Annotated in this window: 14 protein-coding genes and 1 tRNA gene; 5 read left to right on the forward strand and 10 right to left on the reverse strand. The window is 58.3% G+C overall.

What is annotated here, in order from left to right; translation table 11 throughout:
• Positions 1-385: 385 nt before the first annotated feature.
• The 5 genes from NUX24_RS08680 to rraB form a co-directional block, all read right to left on the reverse strand.
• Positions 386-1,630: an integrase arm-type DNA-binding domain-containing protein gene (locus NUX24_RS08680; protein ID WP_241515500.1), complete on the reverse strand. Its 1,245-nt coding sequence runs from the start codon at positions 1,628-1,630 to the stop codon at positions 386-388.
• A gap of 186 nt (positions 1,631-1,816) precedes the next feature.
• Positions 1,817-1,901 (reverse strand) — tRNA-Leu (locus NUX24_RS08685).
• A gap of 104 nt (positions 1,902-2,005) precedes the next feature.
• The gene (locus NUX24_RS08690) at positions 2,006-2,728 is read right to left on the reverse strand and encodes a topoisomerase II (RefSeq protein WP_257830988.1); all 723 of its coding nucleotides are present in this window, start codon (positions 2,726-2,728) and stop codon (positions 2,006-2,008) included.
• 30 nt (positions 2,729-2,758) lie between these two features.
• Positions 2,759-3,517, reverse strand: coding sequence for a tRNA isopentenyl-2-thiomethyl-A-37 hydroxylase MiaE (miaE, locus tag NUX24_RS08695; protein ID WP_257830990.1), 759 nt, complete (start codon positions 3,515-3,517; stop codon positions 2,759-2,761).
• A 46-nt stretch (positions 3,518-3,563) separates the two neighbouring features.
• Positions 3,564-3,989: a ribonuclease E inhibitor RraB gene (gene rraB / locus NUX24_RS08700; RefSeq protein WP_014882320.1), complete on the reverse strand. Its 426-nt coding sequence runs from the start codon at positions 3,987-3,989 to the stop codon at positions 3,564-3,566.
• 99 nt (positions 3,990-4,088) lie between these two features.
• On the opposite strand from rraB, the gene NUX24_RS08705 reads away from it, so the two are divergent.
• The 3 genes from NUX24_RS08705 (at position 4,089) to xynR (ending at position 6,043) form a co-directional block, all read left to right on the forward strand.
• Positions 4,089-4,184, forward strand: a complete 96-nt coding sequence (locus tag NUX24_RS08705; protein ID WP_239007012.1) for a hypothetical protein — start codon at positions 4,089-4,091, stop codon at positions 4,182-4,184.
• Complete coding sequence (gene argF, locus NUX24_RS08710; protein ID WP_045907043.1) at positions 4,154-5,158, forward strand: ornithine carbamoyltransferase; 1,005 nt, start codon at positions 4,154-4,156, stop codon at positions 5,156-5,158. Before NUX24_RS08705 ends, argF begins: the two co-directional genes overlap by 31 nt.
• 126 nt (positions 5,159-5,284) lie before the next feature.
• Positions 5,285-6,043, forward strand: coding sequence for a DNA-binding transcriptional repressor XynR (gene xynR / locus NUX24_RS08715; protein ID WP_257830999.1), 759 nt, complete (start codon positions 5,285-5,287; stop codon positions 6,041-6,043).
• Positions 6,044-6,047: 4 nt separating this feature from the next.
• Here xynR and NUX24_RS08720 read toward each other — a convergent pair whose 3' ends face one another.
• From NUX24_RS08720 to NUX24_RS08740, 5 genes are all read right to left on the reverse strand, one after another.
• The gene (locus NUX24_RS08720; protein ID WP_257831001.1) at positions 6,048-7,658 is read right to left on the reverse strand and encodes a glycoside hydrolase family 43 protein; all 1,611 of its coding nucleotides are present in this window, start codon (positions 7,656-7,658) and stop codon (positions 6,048-6,050) included.
• Between the two features lie 11 nt (positions 7,659-7,669).
• A complete protein-coding gene (locus NUX24_RS08725) occupies positions 7,670-9,052 on the reverse strand; it encodes an MFS transporter (RefSeq protein WP_047652120.1) in 1,383 nt (460 codons plus the stop codon).
• A 226-nt stretch (positions 9,053-9,278) separates the two neighbouring features.
• Positions 9,279-11,246 carry a xylonate dehydratase YagF gene (yagF, locus tag NUX24_RS08730; protein WP_257831003.1) on the reverse strand — a complete coding sequence of 656 codons (1,968 nt, stop codon included), beginning with the start codon at positions 11,244-11,246 and terminating at the stop codon, positions 9,279-9,281.
• A 14-nt stretch (positions 11,247-11,260) separates the two neighbouring features.
• Positions 11,261-12,169: a 2-keto-3-deoxygluconate aldolase gene (yagE, locus tag NUX24_RS08735; protein WP_257831006.1), complete on the reverse strand. Its 909-nt coding sequence runs from the start codon at positions 12,167-12,169 to the stop codon at positions 11,261-11,263.
• A gap of 203 nt (positions 12,170-12,372) precedes the next feature.
• Positions 12,373-12,825 (reverse strand): YhcH/YjgK/YiaL family protein, encoded by a 453-nt coding sequence (locus tag NUX24_RS08740; protein ID WP_257831008.1) that lies wholly within the window; start codon positions 12,823-12,825, stop codon positions 12,373-12,375.
• Between the two features lie 675 nt (positions 12,826-13,500).
• Here NUX24_RS08740 and arcA point away from each other — a divergent pair.
• Together arcA and arcC are read left to right on the forward strand one after the other, a co-directional pair.
• Positions 13,501-14,721, forward strand: coding sequence for an arginine deiminase (arcA, locus tag NUX24_RS08745; protein ID WP_257831010.1), 1,221 nt, complete (start codon positions 13,501-13,503; stop codon positions 14,719-14,721).
• Between the two features lie 10 nt (positions 14,722-14,731).
• Positions 14,732-15,643, forward strand: a complete 912-nt coding sequence (gene arcC, locus NUX24_RS08750) for a carbamate kinase (RefSeq protein ID WP_257831012.1) — start codon at positions 14,732-14,734, stop codon at positions 15,641-15,643.
• Positions 15,644-15,657: the final 14 nt, after the last annotated feature.

Raw genomic sequence — 15,657 nt, forward strand, 5'->3', positions numbered from 1 at the left:
TGACAAGAACGGAGTAATCAGTCCCTGAAAAAATTTTCAGGGACTGATGTTAGTGAGGAATATACTCGAAATACTCATCTTGAGAATGAGAACATCTTTGGCATCGCCTCAGAATACCTTTTTCCTCAAGAGAGAGACAAAAATTTCGACATGACTCAAGAAGGACGTCAGAATTTTCGTTTTTATCTTTAGAAATCAATGCCCTAGCGAGTGTGTCATAACTAAAACCTCCCGTTGAGTGCGATACAATGCTCATCGCAAGTTGAGTATCGAAAGTTTTCATAGTGCACCTCTGAGTCGCCAGAATAATACAGTTATAAAAAAGTATGGGTTATAGTTCAAGCCGGCTTTTCAAATTCGAACATAGCAAGCATCAGGAATTAGACTACTTGCCAAAGTCATAAGGGCTAACTTCGCTTTCCCTATTCGCATCCAAAAAATCAGCCCACCACTGCAGCATCAGTCGCCGTTCATCAAGATGTTCGGCCTTATGAATGTAAGCTGCGCGTACTGAGTTACGTTCCATATGGCTCATCTGCCTTTCCACTGCATCCCTCGACCACAATCCAGACTCGATCAATGAACTACAGGCCATTGTCCTGAAACCGTGCCCACAAACCTCTACCTTCGTGTCATAACCCATAACGCGCAGCGCCTTGTTCACCGTGTTTTCACTCATCGGTTTGCGATGGTCATGATCGCCGATGAAAACAAAATCGCGATCACCACTAAGTTTGTAAACATCTTTAAGAATCGCTAAAGCTTGATGAGAAAGCGGCACCAGATGAGGCGTACGCATTTTTGAACCACGCTGTGAATGCTTTACTCCTTCAATAGCTTCGCGCTCTGCAGGTATTGTCCACATTGATGTTTCGAAATCGATCTCAGACCAACGGGCAAAGCGTAGTTCACTTGAACGAATGAATACCAAGAGCGTGAGTTCGACGGCAAGCCTAGTAAGGGGTCTTCCGGTATAGCTATCAATGCGCTTCAGAAGCTCAGGGATTCGCTTCAACTGCAGAGCAGGCCGATGCTGCCTGTTACTTGAAGCAACAGCGCCAGCCATCTCCTGCGCGGGGTTGTAGTCCAGCAAACCACTTTGTACGGCGTAGCGCATAATTGCCGTGGTGCGCTGCTGTAGACGGGAAGCCACTTCAAGACGCCCAGACAACTCAACAGCTTTGATGGGCGCTAAAAGGTCGCGCGTTTTTAGTTCGGCAATATTCCGCTTACCTATGGCAGGGAAGAGATTGTCCTCTAGGCTTTTAAGCACTCGTCGACTATGTTCTTCCGACCACTTTTTATTTGTGGCATGCCACTCAATAGCAAGCTGCTCAAAAGTACGTGCTTCCTCCTGCTCAATCTTATCATTTTTCTTTTTATCTCCCGGATCGATGCCGTTTGCTAAAAGCTTACGAGCGTCATCGCGACGAGCTCTGGCATCTGCAAGAGATACGTCAGGGTAAACACCTAAAGCCAGCATCTTTTGCTTTCCGCCATAGCGGTACTGCAGACGCCAGTATCTTGAACCATTTGGGTGGACGAGAAGATGCATACCATTGCCATCGGTCAGTTTGTATTGCTTATCCGTTGGCTTGGCTGTTCTGACTTTGATGTCTGTTAGAGCCATGCTTATCCCCTCCCTGTTGGTACAAGCATTATCGAACCGGAAATACCATCATCTGTACCAACATCTGTTGGTAGATGTACGTTGAAGTCGATTGACCTTAAGAGAGTTAATATAGCGGGAATGATGGGTAAATACTGGATTTCAGGCACAAAAAAAGACGTCCGTTGACGTCTATTGATGTTCCGATGGTGCCGAAGGCCGGACTCGAACCGGCACGTATTTCTACGGTTGATTTTGAATCAACTGCGTCTACCGATTTCGCCACTTCGGCACTGAAGGGGATGCGGAAACGTTGTGGATTATACCTGTCGCGCGCCGCCATGCAAGCGACGACACGCTAAACCCGCGCTAAGTGCCCAAAAAACCAGCGCCCTTTCATTCCACCTCAGACACCGCCAGCCGAATCACCCTCGCCGCCTTCTGCTCCGGCAGCGCCAGCACCTTCGCCCACATCTCCTGCACCATATCGCAGGAGAGCTTCTCTTTGCCCGCCGCCTTCTCCGGCATCTGCAGCAGCTGGATGTCCTCGCCGTACTTATCGGCAAGCGCCTTCATAATCGGCCGCACGTCCTCAACTGCCGCCTCGCGTTCGGCCGGGGTCACGGTGTGGCGGTTTTTGCCGTAGGCCGCGCGCATCATGTCGGCGTCGGCCTGTATGCGCCGCGCCATCAGGTCTTTATCCAGCATGCGCATCGGGTTCACGCCGCCCTTCACCGCCGGGTAGAGGAAGCGGAAGCAGGCGTCGTCGCTCACCTTCTGGATGGCGGCGGTCTGCTCCATGTTAATGGTCATGTAGTTCACCACGTTGGCGTCCGGGGCGTTTTGCAGGCGCGTCATTTGCAGATGCAGGATCTGCGGCTGGATGGTGTCGATAATCTGCTGCTCCGGCTCGCCCGCTTTTTGCAGGTCGGCCATCTGGTCGAGGATGCGCTGATGCAGCGCGGGCTCCTGCTCCTTAATCACCTGCCAGGCGGGCATCGCGTTAAGGGCGGAATCCATCTGCCGTTCCGGAGCGCGCTGCCTGTCGAAGAACACCCAGAACGCCACGGCGGCGGCCACCACAACAACCATCACGGAACGGGTCCACGTTTTATTCATCTCGCATCCTTATCCTTGAGTTGTGCCGGTTTACACCGGCACGCCGCTGTGGAAGCGAAACTCGTGGTCCGGTGTCGAGATAAGTGTGGCTTCAATTTCGCCAAAAAGCTTTATGCGCGGTGAGATATCGTCGTCGCTCACCTGCTGAGCCAGCGTCAGGTAGTCCTGATAATGGCGCGCTTCCGAACGCAGCAGCGAGAGATAAAACTTCTGCAGGTCGTCGTCGAGGAACGGGGCCAGCGCGGCGAAGCGTTCGCAGGAGCGGGCTTCGATGTAGGCGCCGCAGATGAGCTTGTCGATCAGCGTCAGCGGTTCGTGGGTGCGCACTTCTTTCAGCATCCCTTTGGCGTAGCGGCTGGCGGTGATTTTGACGTACGGAATGTTGCGGGCCAGCATCGCCTCACGCACCTGCCAGAAGTGGTGCAGCTCCTCTTTAATCAGCAGCACCATGCTGTCGATGAGCGCCTGGCCCCACGGGTCGTCGGTTTTGGGCATCACGCTTTTGCCAATCTGCCTGTGCAGGGCGATGAAGTCCGGCTCCGGGCCGTCGCGGAAGGTGAACTGTTCGTAGGGCTTGAGCCAGTCGAGCAGCGCGTCGGCACCGCTTTCGTCGGCGACGTATTTACGCACCAGCAGCAGCGCGGTCTGGGCGGCCTTGAGCTCGCACACCATGTGGTCGGTGAGCAGCAGCGGCAGGTTCGCCGGGTCGCGGGCTTTATCAATCCATGCTTGCGGGGTCGGGCACTGGAGGAAGTTGAGTACGGGGGCGAATATCTGCGGGTAATCCATGGTTCTGCCTTGAAAAAGCGGTGGCGAGCGCCACCGCCTGAATCACTTAGTGACGCACGCCGTCGTCGTCTTCGTCGACGTAATCTTCGTCGTCGCCTTCTTCGCCGTCTTCACCGTTCGGATCTTCGAAGTAGGTTCCCCAGCCGTCGTATTCCACTTCGAACTTCTCGGCCAGGTTCATCAGCTGTTCTACCTGCGCGTCTATCAGCTCCGCCTTCAGCGCGCCTTCGCTCAGGATGTCGCAGCAGATGACGGTGTCGCCCTCTTCCACTTCCAGCTCTTCCGGCTCGGTCACTTCGTAACCCAGTTTAAAAGCTTCCACCGCCATTTTTTCCAGCGCGTCGAAATCATCCGCAGAGAAATGGTGCTCGATGGTGTACAGCGCGTCCGGATCGCTACCGTCTTCCAGCAGTTCTTCAATAATCAGACGCGTCTCTTCGCGTTGCTCTTCCAGGTGTTCCGGGTTTGCCATGGCTCAATCCTCTTTAAAGTGCGGCAGATACTTCTATTTTCACACACGGACGGGTTTGCCTCCACCTTTGTTGGAAAGATTTGTGAAACGGGGTTGCAAATGAATAATTACACATATAAAGTGAATTTTAATTCAATGAGTGGCGTTCGCCATGTGAGGATAAAATGTCCGATTTATACAAGAAACACTTTCTGAAATTGCTCGACTTTACCCCTGCACAGTTCACTTCTCTGCTGACCCTTGCCGCACAGCTCAAAGCCGATAAAAAAAATGGCAAGGAAGTACAGAAGCTTACCGGTAAAAATATCGCGCTCATCTTCGAAAAAGACTCGACCCGTACACGTTGCTCTTTCGAAGTTGCCGCATTTGACCAGGGCGCGCGCGTCACCTATTTAGGGCCGAGCGGCAGCCAGATTGGGCATAAAGAGTCAATTAAGGACACCGCGCGCGTGCTCGGACGAATGTACGATGGCATTCAGTATCGCGGCCACGGCCAGGAAGTGGTCGAGACGCTGGCGCAGTACGCGGGCGTGCCGGTGTGGAACGGGCTGACCAACGAGTTCCACCCGACGCAGCTGCTGGCGGATCTGCTGACCATGCAGGAGCACCTGCCGGGCAAGGCGTTTAACGAGATGACGCTGGTCTACGCGGGCGACGCGCGCAACAACATGGGCAACTCGATGCTGGAAGCGGCGGCGCTGACCGGGCTGGATCTGCGCCTGGTGGCCCCGAAGGCCTGCTGGCCGGAAGAGAGCCTGGTGGCGGAGTGCAGCGCGCTGGCCCAGAAGCACGGCGGGAAGATCACGCTGACGGAAGACGTGGCGGCGGGCGTGAAGGGCGCGGACTTTATCTATACCGACGTGTGGGTGTCGATGGGCGAAGCCAAAGAGAAGTGGGCGGAGCGGATCGCGCTGCTGCGCGGGTATCAGGTGAACGCGCAGATGATGGCGCTGACCGGCAACCCGAACGTGAAGTTCCTGCACTGTCTTCCGGCGTTCCATGACGACCAGACCACGCTCGGCAAGCAGATGGCGAAAGAGTTCGATCTGCACGGCGGGATGGAAGTGACGGACGAGGTGTTTGAGTCGCCGGCGAGCATCGTGTTTGACCAGGCGGAAAACCGGATGCATACGATTAAGGCGGTGATGGTGGCGACGCTTGGGGAGTGATTGACTCCTCTGCGGTCTGGTGCCCTCTCCCACGGGGAGAGGGAGAACACCGGCTCTGCTTAATTGATTTTTCACCCCGAAAAAGGTACGTTTTCGCCTTAATTCCAGCGTGGACATGCCAGCATTATGCCGATTATTCAGTCTGTTGAACGTGCGTTGCAGATCCTCGACCTGTTCAACGAGCAGGCCACCGAGCTTAAGATCACCGACATCAGCAAACTGATGGGGCTGAGCAAGAGCACCCTCCACTCGCTGCTGAAAACCCTGCAGCTTCACGGCTATATCGATCAGAACCCGGAGAACGGCAAATATCGCCTCGGCATGAAGCTGGTCGAGCGAGGTCATTTCGTCGTGGGCTCCATCGATATTCGCCAGAAGGCGAAAGGCTGGCTGACGGAGCTGTCCCAGCGGACCGGGCAGACCACCCATCTGGGGATCCTGGACGGGCGTGAAGGGGTTTATATTGAGAAAATTGAAGGCAAGCTGGCGGCCATCGCCTATTCGCGCATCGGCCGCCGCCTGCCGGTTCACGCCACCGCCATCGGCAAGGTGTTGATTGCCTGGCTGGGCGAGGCCGAGCTGAACGCCCTGCTGGAGGGCTATCAGTACACCACCTTTACGCCTTCCACCCTCGCCTCTCGTGAAGCCTTAACGAGCGCTCTGGCGCAGACCCGCGAGCAGGGTTACGCCATCGACCGCGAAGAGAACGAGCAGGGCGTGCGCTGCGTGGCGGTGCCGGTGTGGAACCATGAGTCACGAGTCATCGCCGCCCTGAGCCTGTCGACGCTGACCTCCCGCGTGGACGACGCTGAGCTGGCTAATTTCCGCGAGCAGCTTCAGCAGGCCGGGCTCCAGCTTTCACGCGCGCTGGGCTACCCGGCCTGAGCCGTTATGCCGGCTCGTAGGTCAAGTAGTCGAAGTCCGCGTGGCAGCCGTCGCCGCTGATGTCCTCGCAGTGCAGCCCCACAAACGCGCCGGTGAAGAAGCCGCGCCCGCCGATGTAGTCGTCCGACAGCTTCCACGCCTCATACGTTACCGGCACGGCGTGCCACGTCTCGCCGTCGAACGAGTAGCTGTAGCGGTAGACCAGCGTATCCACATCCACCCGCAGCCAGACGCTCTCCGCATGTTCCGGCACTGGAATGGGCTGCTCGTGTAGCGGCCACGACGGCACGTTGTGGTCGAGCTGAATAACCTTAATCGTTCTGCCCTGCCCCTCCTCGTAGTCCACAAAGCAGTAGCTCCAGTTTTTGCTGTTGTAGTAGCAGGTCAGCCCCGCGCTCTGCTGGAAGTGGACCGGCGAGAACTGCATCCGCGTTTCGGAGCGGAAGGTGAAGTGCTGCCAGCGGCGTGCCACGGTCGACTGGGTAAAGGTGGAGTTGAGCGAGTCGTTGCCGTAGAGCCGTAAGTAGCCCGGCCGCGCGGTGAGCGAGCCGAGGGTGTCGTCGAACGGAATGCGCAGGGTCTGCAGCTCCGGGTCAAGCGAACTGGCGTCGAAATCGTCCCGCCAGCTGACCTGAAGGGCTGCAGGCTGCTCCGACACCTGCGGGCCTTTCACGGTCAGCTGCGCGTGCTTGCCGCCTTCCACGTACGGCCAGCCGTCGCGCCACTCAATGCGGGCGATGCCGGTCTCGCGCCCCAGCGGGCAGTAGCCGCGTCCGCCGGAGGCCAGCAGCGGCACGCCGGGCAGGCGCAGCGGGCGGCTGGTGAGGTAGGCCATATACCATTCACCCGTATGGGTCTGCAGCAGCGAGCCGTGGCCGCTCTTCTGCAGCGGGTTCTCCGGCAGGTGCCAGCTGGTCATCATCGTCACGTCCGGGTGCAGCTCGTACGGCCCGTCGATATTTTTGGAACGCAGCACCACGACGGCGTGCTCGTAGCTGGTGCCGCCCTCGGCCACCATCAGGTAGTACCATCCCGCGTGGCGGTACAGGTGTGCGCCTTCGGTGTAGCAGAGCGGCGTGCCGGTAAACAGCGTTTTGCGCTCGGGCGAAAGCGTGCCGGTCTGCGGGTCAAACTCTTGCATCACGATGGTGTTGTACGGGTTGCTGTGGTGGCGCGGCCCCCACGGGCGGTAGATATAGTATTTTCGGCCGTCGTCGTCGTGGAACAGGGACGGGTCAAACCCGCCGTTGCCCATCGGGATCGGCTCGCTCCACGGCCCTTCGATGGAGGACGCGGTAACGAGGAAGTTGCGGCCGTTTTTCCACGGCGAATCGACAATCTTCACGTCGGTGTAGAGCAGCCAGAATTTGCCGTCGGCATAGCTCAGGCACGGCGCCCAGATGCCGCCCGAGTCCGGGTTGCCCTTCATGTCCAGCATCGACACGCGGTCCAGCGGGGTGCTGACCAGCGACCAGTTTTTCAGGTCACGGGAGTGGTAGATGCGCACGCCCGGGAACCACTCGAAGGTCGAAGTGGCGATGTAGTAGTCCTCGCCCTGGCGGCACAGGGACGGGTCCGGGTTGAAGCCGGTGAGTATCGGGTTAGTGATTTCCATAGTGCCTCCGGTTAATGGGATGCGGCTGTCGCGGCGTCGGGGACGGCCTCGCCCTGCGCCGCGCGGTGCTTGATCAGCTGCTGGCTGATGGCCTCCACGCGGGCGTCGGTGAGCCTGTAGAACGACAGCATGATGAACATGCCCGCGTAGAGCACCACCGGCACCACGCAGAACAGAATTTTGATGGTGGTGAGCACCTCCACCGGCTGCACGCTGCTGCTGGCGGAGTAGTTCACATACGCCAGGATCCAGCCCACTACCGCCCCGCCAATCGCCAGGCCAATCTTCAGGCTGAACAGATAGGTGGAGAACACCAGCCCGTCGAGGCGGCGACCGCTGCGGCTCTCCTCGTAATCCACCACGTCAGAGGCCATCAGCCACTGCAGCGGCGTGGTGGTGTTGAAGACGAACAGGAAGAGGATGTTGAGGGCAAAAATCAGGGCGATGTGCTCGGCCGGGGTCACGAAAATCAGCAGGCTGATCAGCGAGTAGGCGACGATGATCCACTTGAAGGCGGTAACGCGGTCGAAGCGCCCCAGCAGGCGGGAGGAGCAGAGCGAGCCGAACATGGTGGCGAGGCTGCCGTAGAGTAAGAACTGGGTCGCCATCTCCGGATGATCCATCACGTATTTCACGAAGTAGAGCGTCGCCCCGCCGCGCACCACGTTGGAGCAGGTCGCCATCATCTTGAACGCGCACATGATCCGCCACTGGCTATTGCCCAGCAGCAGCTTAAGATCTTTCGCCACCGACGAACCCGGCTGCACCTCAAAGGTATAGCGCTCTTTGGTGGTAAAGAAGCAGACGTAGAGCAGCACCACGCCGCTCAGCCCGAGCACGCACATGGCGCCGAAATAGCCCACCTGCTCGTTCCCTTTACCGATGATGCTCACCAGCGGCAGCGCGATGCCGCTGATGGCGAGCGAGCCCGCCGCCGCCAGGAAGAAGCGCCAGGACTGCAGGGCGTGACGCTCTTTCGGGTCGGCGGTGATGACGCCCGGCATGGCGCAGTACGGCACGTTAACGAAGGTGTAGACCAGAGTCAGGAGAATGTAGGTCACGCAGGCGTAGATGATTTTGCCCTGCGCGGAGAAATCCGGCGTGTAGAAGGTCAGCACGCAGACGATGCCAAACGGGATGGCGCCCCACAGCAGGAACGGGCGGAACTGGCCGTGCCGCGTGCGGGTGCGGTCTACCAGCAGCCCCATCAGCGGGTCGGTCACGGCGTCGAGCACGCGGGAGACCAGAAACAGCGTGCCCATAATCCCCGCCGACAGGCCGAAGACGTCGGTGTAGAAGTAGGCCAGCAGGAACATCGTGGCCTGCCAGACGAAGCCGCAGGCGGTGTCACCCAGCCCGTAGCCAATTTTGTCTTTCATGGTTAATTGCGTCATCAGAATTACACCCTTATGTAGTGTGCTGAATTACAACATCGTGTTAATGGAGTGTAATGAGCTGTTCAATTAGCCAGCAATGATCATATCTTATTTCTGAATTACGTTATTTTGCTTTTGTGACGCCGACGATATATCGCAACTTATTGTTTAAATTAATAAATAACAGGAACAGCAAAACCGCCCGCGAAATATTTCCCGCAGACGGCTTTATCTCAGAAAATAATTAAATGCCGAGCGCTTTTTTACCGGCGTTAATTACCTCAATGATTTTATCGGTGTCATAAATACAGCCTTTCCAGGTGCCGCCGCTCACCGACTGCAGCGCCGCCCACAGCCGGGTATCGTCCGGCAAAAAGTCATGGGCGTGCAGATCCGGGTGCGTCTGCCTGACTGCCAGCTCGCGCGCGCCCTCTTCCGGCGTCAGCGGGTTGTCCGCGGTGCCGATAAAGTTGACGCTGCCAGTTAACGTCAGACGATCCACGGCAATCTCGATGATGTCGTTATCGCGCAGCTTGCCAATCGGCCCGCCCGCCAGCGCCTCCGGCGACACGTGGCCGAAGCAGGCGCCCGTCGACACGCCCGAGAAGCGCGCATCGGTGATTAACGACACCGTCTTGCCCCACGAGATGTGTTTGAGCGCGGAGGTGAGCTGGTAGGTCTCTTCCATGCCGGTGCCGGACGGCCCGCCGCCGATCGCCACCATGATATCGCCCTGCTTAATCTCTTCCCGCTTGATGGCTTTGATCGCCTGCGCTTCCGAGACAAACACCCGCACCCGGCCGGTGTGGCGGTACACGCCATCTTCGCCCACCACCGACGGGTCGATCGCCGTGGCCTTGATCACCGACCCTTCCGGCGCGATGTTGCCCGTCGGGAAGCAGACCGTCGAGGTCAGCCCTTTCGCTTTTGCCTTCCCGGGCGGCAGGATCACGTCATCCGGATCCACGCCGTCCTGCTCGCGCAGGCACTGGCGGAAGCGTGCCCGACGCTCGGATGCCTGCCACCAGTCGAGGTTCTCGCCCACCGTCTGGCCGGTCACGGTCATGGCGTCTAGGTGCAGCAGGCCGAGATCGCGCAGGTGGAGCATCACCTCCGGCACGCCGCCCGCGAGGAACGCGCGCACGGTCGGATGATAGTCGGGGCCGTTGGGCAGCACGCTCACCAGGCGAGGCACCCTGCGGTTAACGCGCGTCCAGTGTTCAACGTCCGGGATCGTGCAGCCCGCCGCGTGAGCGATGGCCGGAATGTGCAGCAGTAAATTGGTGGAGCCGCCGAACGCCGCGTGGATCACCATCGCGTTTTCGATGGCTTTATCGGTGAGGATATCGCGCGTGGTGATGCCGCGGTTATCCAGCTCGCTGACCGCGCGCGCCGACTGGCGGGCGATCTCCAGCCACACCGCCTGCCCGGACGGCGCCAGCGCGGAATGCGGCAGCGCCAGGCCCAGCGCCTCCGCGACCACCTGCGAGGTGCCCGCCGTACCGAGGAACTGACACCCGCCGCCCGGCGAGGCGCAGGCGCGACAGCCCAGTTCGGCGGCCTCCTGCAGGGAGAGTTCGTGGTTGGCGAAGCGCGCGCCGATGGTCTGAACCTTGCCCGCGTCTTCCCCCACGGTTGGCGGCAGCGTCGCCCCGCCCGGCACCAGAATGGTCGGCAGGTCGTGCATGGAAGCCAGCGCAATCATGGTGGCGGGCAGCCCCTTATCGCAGGTTGCCACGCCGATCACCGCCCTACGCGTCGGCAGGGAGCGGATCAGGCGGCGAAACACGATCGCCGCGTCGTTGCGGTACGGCAGGGAGTCGAACATGCCGTGCGTGCCCTGAGAACGGCCGTCACACGGATCGCTGACGAAGGCCGCGAACGGGATCCCGCCGTTGCGGGTAATCTCCTTCGCCGCCGCCTGCATCTGCATGCCGATCTCCCAGTGGCCGGTGTGGTAGCCGAGCGCGACCGGGCGTCCGTCTCCGGCGCGGATGCCGCCCTGGGTGCCGATAATCAGCACCTCTTTGCCGGTCAGCTTGTTGGCGTCCCAGCCCATCCCGGCGTTCTGCGTCATGCCGAACAGGTTGCCGCTAGGAGATTCCATCAGCATCTGCGGGGTCAGCGGCAGCGCGCCCTGCGGCCCCGCCGCGTGGGTGATCACCGCATAAAACGCGTCGTCCTGCGGGGTGAAAATGTTCTCGATGGTCATGGTTATCGTCCGGCTCAGCAGAGCTTGAGCTGTTGCAGCAGGGTTTTCAGCTGCGCCTTGCGCGGCTCGTCCAGCGGGGAGGCGGGCGGCAGCACGTGCGTGGAGACAGGGCGACCGCAGAGCACGATCGCCTCTTTAATCACGTTCACAAACGGCGTATCCAGCTGATACATCTGCGGAATTTGCAGTAAGGTTTGATGATACTCAGCCGCTTTCGCCACGTCCCCGTCGCGCCAGGCTTTCAGAAGATTCACCGACACCTGCGGGGCAAAGTTACCGCTCGCCGAGATCGCTCCGTCGCCGCCGAGCAGCAGGGTATTAAAGAGGTGATCGTCGTAGCCGCAGAGCACCGTGAAGTGCGGATGGGCGCCTTTGACGGTATGGATCATGCTGCGCAGGTGGGCGACGGAGTCGATGGTGTCTTTGATGCCGATAATATTGCTGCGCGAGTTGGCGAGGGCTTTCACCAGCGCCGGAGTCAGATCCTGCCCGGTCAGCGCCGGGAAGTTGTAGAGCATCACCGGCAGCGTGACGCTGTCGGCCACCTGCTCGAAATAGCGGATCAGGTTCGCTTCCGACACTTTCCAGTAGTAGGGGTTAATCACCACGATACCGTCCGCGCCCGCCTGCTGCGCGTGCTGGCTCAGTTCAATGGTTTCCCGGGCGTTGGTGCCGCCGGTGCCGATCAGGACCGGCACGCGACGATCGACGTGATCGATAGCAAAGCGGGCAATGGTTTTGCGCTCTTCGGCGCTAAGCTGGGAGAACTCGCCGCCGCTGCCCAGGAAGAACAGGCCGTCAACGCCTGCCTTGATGAGATCGTCGATCAGCGCGGCGGTGCCCGACTTATCGAGCTGGCCGTCGGCGGTAAAAATGGTGGAGACAGGGGGAATGATTCCCGTGAACAACGCGGACTGCGGCATGAGATCTCCTTGCTGAATCATTTTGTTCTACATTATAGAACAGCGTTCATTAATTTAAAGATCATACTATGACGCAGAAAAAGCGCAGGTAAATGGGAAGGGAAGAGGGAGTGCGGGAAATTTAAGCTGGATCACATTATGCGTGGGTGCGGTCTGGTGCCCTCACCCCTGCCCTCTCCCACAGGGAGAGGGAGTAAACCCGTTTAGCCGATCAGCATCTTCACCACAACCTTACGCACCTGCGCCGGCGCCCCCACCGCGCACAGCGGCTTATGCACTTCACCCGGCCAGAACACCACAAAATCCCCCTCGCTCAGCACCACGGTTTTTTCCTGCTCGCCTTCAGGCAGGAACGCAATGTCTTTGTCCGCCAGCCAGTCGGTGTCCGGCGTGCCGTGCGGCAGGGTGCTGAAGGTCATCCCTTCCTGACCCTTCATCACGATCTGGATATCCAGATAGCGCGCGTGGTACTCGGCGCGGCGCTCGGCGAACGGCTGGGTCATATCTTCCGAGACCAGATAAAACAGGCTGTTGCCGTTGATGTCGTGCTTGCCGAGCGGCGTGGCGTCGGTGACGTGGGCTTTGACGTGCTCAATGGCCTGGCGCAGAACGTCAGGCAGCCAGGGCTGCAGATGGTGGATGTTGCCGATAATCATGTGAAATCCCTCTATGTAAAACAACGTTTCATTTTTATCAGTTATACGAGAGTTAAGACTGCCATACCAGCCCTTTTTCGAAGAGGTTTGCGCGAGCGCATGTTTATCGGGAAAGGTGTTAACCCACTGTTAATCCTGCCCAGGCATTTATGCAGGGGTTATGCATAACCTCGATCAGCGCTTATCGTCCGACTCTTCTAACCTCTTGATCATGCTCTCTAATTAACAAAACCCGTTGCCGTCTCACACTTTACTGTTTTGATAATTTGCTCTAAAAAACCATAATTATTTATTGATTTTTCTTAAGTCAAAAATAGTTAATTACGTTAATTGCATAGCCATTCTCACTATCAATATTTATCATTTAAAATCAATAACATAACAATATATTTCAAAAGATTAAAATCTACAAAATAATAACAACCTCAAATAATGCCACCGGATCCTGCTTAGCTATTCACCCCTCAACAATATGAAATTAATCATTATCTGATGCGAATCATGCAAATGAAAACAAACCGCTTAATATCCATTTTCGCGTGAGCAATATCACAATACGGATTATTTAACTGCCTAGTATGAATCACGAAATCAATTGAGCTTAGCCGCCATGAAATTAAATGCACCACATGGCGCATGCCCTTTTTATTCTGAAAAACAGTTAAAGGAATAATTATGGAAAAGCATTACGTCGGTTCTGAAATTGGTCAATTGCGTAGCGTTATGCTGCACCGCCCAAATTTAAGTCTGAAACGCTTAACGCCATCAAACTGTCAGGAGCTGCTTTTCGATGACGTGCTCTCGGTTGAGCGGGCGGGTGAGGAGCATGACATCTTCGCAAACACGCTGCGCGAGCAGGGTGTGGAAGTCCTGCTGTTGACCGACCTTCTGACACAAACCCTTGATATTGCAGAAGCGAAAGCCTGGCTTCTGGATACCCAAATCTCTGACTATCGCCTCGGCCCAACCTTTGCCGGCGACGTGCGCGGCTGGCTGGCGGATATGCCGCACCGCGAACTGGCGCGCAGACTGAGCGGCGGATTAACCTACGGCGAAATTCCGGCGGCCATTAATAATATGGTGGTGGATACCCACACGGCGAATGATTTTATTATGAAGCCGCTGCCAAACCATTTATTTACCCGCGATACTTCGTGCTGGATTTATAACGGCGTCTCTATTAACCCGATGGCGAAACCGGCCCGTCAGCGTGAAACCAATAACCTGCGGGCAATATATCGCTGGCACCCGGCGTTTGCCGACGGCGATTTTATTAAGTATTTCGGCGACGAAAATATTAATTACGACCACGCCACCTTAGAAGGCGGTGATGTATTAGTCATTGGCCGCGGCGCGGTACTGATCGGCATGTCCGAGCGCACAACGCCGCAGGGCGTAGAGTTTCTCGCCAACAGCCTGTTTAAGCACCGCCAGGCCGAGCGCGTGATCGCCGTTGAGCTGCCAAAACACCGCTCCTGCATGCACCTCGACACCGTCATGACCCACATCGATGTGGACACTTTCTCCGTCTACCCGGAAGTGGTGCGCAAGGACGCCCAGTGCTGGACGCTGACCCCGGACGGACGCGGCGGCCTGCTGCGCACCCAGGAGACCGACCTGCTGCACGCTATCGAGAAAGCGCTCGGCATTAGCCAGGTGCGCCTGATCACCACCGGCGGCGATGCTTTTGAAGCGGAACGCGAGCAGTGGAACGACGCCAATAACGTCCTGACCCTCCGCCCCGGCGTGGTGATCGGCTACGAGCGCAACGTCTGGACCAACGAGAAGTACGACAAAGCGGGCATCACCGTGCTGCCCATTCCTGGCGACGAACTCGGACGCGGGCGCGGCGGCGCGCGTTGCATGAGCTGCCCGCTGGAACGCGACGGAATTTAAAGGAGCCATCATGGAACGAAAACCCACTCTGGTTGTGGCCCTCGGCGGCAACGCGCTGCTCAAGCGCGGCGAGCCGCTGGAAGCCGAAATCCAGCGCCAGAACATCGAGCAGGCCGCGCGCACCATCGCCGGATTAACAGAACAGTGGCGCGTGGTGCTGGTGCACGGCAACGGGCCGCAGGTCGGGCTGCTGGCGCTGCAGAACAGCGCCTATGACAAAGTCACGCCCTACCCGCTGGACGTTCTCGGTGCCGAAAGCCAGGGAATGATCGGCTACATGCTCCAGCAGGCGCTGAAAAACAATCTTCCGCAGCGCGAGGTGAGCGTCCTGCTCACGCAGGTAGAAGTGGACGCCGCCGACCCGGCCTTCAGCAACCCCACCAAATACATCGGCCCGGTCTACAGCGAAGCCCAGGCAAAAGCGCTGGCCGCGGAAAAAGGCTGGGTGTTTAAGGCCGACGGCAGCTACTTCCGCCGCGTGGTGTCGTCACCGCAGCCGAAGCGCATCGTCGAGAGCGACGCCATCACGGCGCTGATCCAGCGCGACCACCTGGTGATCTGCAACGGCGGCGGCGGCGTGCCGGTGGTGGAGAACGCCAATGGCTATCGCGGCATTGAGGCGGTGATCGACAAAGACCTCTCCGCCGCCCTGCTGGCGCGCCAGATAGAGGCCGACGCCCTGCTGATCCTGACCGATGCCGACGCGGTGTATCTCGACTGGGGCAAACCGACCCAGCGCCCGCTGGCGCAGGTGACGCCGGAGCTGCTCAGAGGCATGCAGTTCGACGCCGGCTCGATGGGGCCGAAAGTGGCCGCCTGCCGCGAGTTTGTTGAAGCCTGCAACGGCATGGCCGGGATCGGCGCGCTGGCCGACGGCGCGGAGATCCTCGCGGGCGAGAAAGGCACGTTGATTCGTAACTAATTCAAATTTAAAAA

Source organism: Enterobacter sp. HG048 (genome assembly GCF_024702055.1).
GTDB lineage: Bacteria > Pseudomonadota > Gammaproteobacteria > Enterobacterales > Enterobacteriaceae > Enterobacter > Enterobacter dykesii.

Bases quoted from the DNA above. Each gene is read 5' to 3' on its own strand.
- NUX24_RS08705 (WP_239007012.1), top strand. From the start codon at position 4,089: ATGAATAATTACACATATAAAGTGAATTTTAATTCAATGAGTGGCGTT.
- yagE (WP_257831006.1), bottom strand. From the start codon at position 12,169: ATGCCGCAGTCCGCGTTGTTCACGGGAATCATTCCCCCTGTCTCCACC.
- rraB (WP_014882320.1), bottom strand. From the start codon at position 3,989: ATGGCAAACCCGGAACACCTGGAAGAGCAACGCGAAGAGACGCGTCTG.
- NUX24_RS08690 (WP_257830988.1), bottom strand. From the start codon at position 2,728: ATGAATAAAACGTGGACCCGTTCCGTGATGGTTGTTGTGGTGGCCGCC.
- miaE (WP_257830990.1), bottom strand. From the start codon at position 3,517: ATGGATTACCCGCAGATATTCGCCCCCGTACTCAACTTCCTCCAGTGC.
- arcA (WP_257831010.1), top strand. From the start codon at position 13,501: ATGGAAAAGCATTACGTCGGTTCTGAAATTGGTCAATTGCGTAGCGTT.
- NUX24_RS08725 (WP_047652120.1), bottom strand. From the start codon at position 9,052: ATGACGCAATTAACCATGAAAGACAAAATTGGCTACGGGCTGGGTGAC.
- NUX24_RS08720 (WP_257831001.1), bottom strand. From the start codon at position 7,658: ATGGAAATCACTAACCCGATACTCACCGGCTTCAACCCGGACCCGTCC.
- arcC (WP_257831012.1), top strand. From the start codon at position 14,732: ATGGAACGAAAACCCACTCTGGTTGTGGCCCTCGGCGGCAACGCGCTG.
- NUX24_RS08740 (WP_257831008.1), bottom strand. From the start codon at position 12,825: ATGATTATCGGCAACATCCACCATCTGCAGCCCTGGCTGCCTGACGTT.
- argF (WP_045907043.1), top strand. From the start codon at position 4,154: ATGTCCGATTTATACAAGAAACACTTTCTGAAATTGCTCGACTTTACC.
- NUX24_RS08680 (WP_241515500.1), bottom strand. From the start codon at position 1,630: ATGGCTCTAACAGACATCAAAGTCAGAACAGCCAAGCCAACGGATAAG.
- yagF (WP_257831003.1), bottom strand. From the start codon at position 11,246: ATGACCATCGAGAACATTTTCACCCCGCAGGACGACGCGTTTTATGCG.
- xynR (WP_257830999.1), top strand. From the start codon at position 5,285: ATGCCGATTATTCAGTCTGTTGAACGTGCGTTGCAGATCCTCGACCTG.